Origin of the sequence: Gilliamella sp. Pra-s52 (assembly GCF_009795805.1) — a bacterium.
Classification (GTDB): Bacteria; Pseudomonadota; Gammaproteobacteria; order Enterobacterales; family Orbaceae; genus Gilliamella.
Window position 1 is genome coordinate 1 of the sequence record NZ_WTEY01000041.1, and the last position, 1279, is coordinate 1279.

The 1279-nt window shown below is 35.3% G+C and carries 2 protein-coding genes; both read left to right on the forward strand.

Annotated features, from left to right (window positions below; translation table 11 throughout):
• Nucleotides 1–98: 98 nt before the first annotated feature.
• Nucleotides 99–680 carry an ERF family protein gene (locus GQ594_RS11840; RefSeq protein ID WP_160413073.1) on the forward strand — a complete coding sequence of 194 codons (582 nt, stop codon included), beginning with the start codon at nt 99–101 and terminating at the stop codon, nt 678–680.
• Nucleotides 661–1269, forward strand: coding sequence for a lambda exonuclease family protein (locus GQ594_RS11845; protein ID WP_160413075.1), 609 nt, complete (start codon nt 661–663; stop codon nt 1267–1269). The genes GQ594_RS11840 and GQ594_RS11845 overlap by 20 nt, the downstream gene beginning before the upstream one ends.
• Nucleotides 1270–1279 lie beyond the last annotated feature (10 nt).

Here is a 1279-nt window from a genome sequence, read left to right on the forward strand (position 1 = left end):
GCCCTTTTTTGTGTCTTAATTGTGACATTAGGCGGATTATTTGGGCTGATTCGTTGGATGTTAGAAGTGGCAACTAATTAAAATAGGAATAAAAATAAATGAGCGTTTTTAGCAAATTAATATTAGCAAGAAAGATTTTACAAGAAAAAAAAATAAAGCAGACTGGTGAAAATAAATTTTCAAAGTTTTTTTATTATGAATTAAAAGATTTTTTACCTCATATAAATTTAATTTTTTCAGAAATTGGATTGTGTGGCATTGTCTCATTCAATAATGAATTAGCCACATTAACAATTTATGATATTGATGATAATTCAAATGTGACTTTTTCATCTCCAATGTCCTCCGCTAATTTAAAAGGGTGTCATCCCGTCCAAAATATTGGTGCAGTAGAAACATATCAACGACGGTATTTATACATGACTGCATTGGAAATTGTTGAAAATGACGTATTAGATAACTCAGAAAAAGAGGAAACCCCTGAAAAATCATTAATAAACAACAATAAACGAGAATCATTAATCAAAGCGGTTGAACAATCTGCACAAAAAGGTATTGATGCAATGGGTGACTTTTGGAAATCATTATCAATTGAAGACCAAAAACTTATCGGGTCTAGTGAAAAACGTCGTATCTATGATATGGCAAAAGAGGCTGATAATGCAACAGCGAACGGATGAATGGTTTAACGCACGACTAGGTAAAGTTACAGCTAGCCGAATTAGTGATGTGATGGCTAAAACAAAAAGCGGTTATTCAACTAGCCGCCAAAATTACATAGCTCATCTAATTTGCGAACGACTAACAGAAAAACCGACCGAATCATACTCCAATGCCGCAATGCAACGGGGCACAGAGTTAGAGCCAATAGCAAGAGAAATGTACATACTAAACCAATTTGACGTAACCGTTGAAGAAGTTGGCTTTATACCCCACCCTACAATAGAAAACGCTGGAGCAAGCCCCGACGGGCTAGTAAATGATGACGGACTAATCGAAATCAAATGCCCAAACACGTGGACACATTTAGAATTTATGCAATCACTAAAGCCAAAACGTGAGTACATTTTACAAATGCAATGGCAAATGATGTGCACGGGTCGAAAATGGTGCGATTTTGTCAGTTATGACGATAGATTACCCGATAATTTAAGTTTTAGATGCATACGAATTCATTACGACGAAGTATTAGCTCAAGAGATAGAAACAGAAGTCATCAAATTTCTGCAAGAACTTGATGAGAAAATCAAACAAATAGAAGCCGCATAACCGTCCAAGT

Excerpts from the sequence above, each read along its gene's own strand:
- GQ594_RS11840 (WP_160413073.1), top strand. The coding sequence starts at position 99 with ATGAGCGTTTTTAGCAAATTAATATTAGCAAGAAAGATTTTACAAGAA.
- GQ594_RS11845 (WP_160413075.1), top strand. The coding sequence starts at position 661 with ATGCAACAGCGAACGGATGAATGGTTTAACGCACGACTAGGTAAAGTT.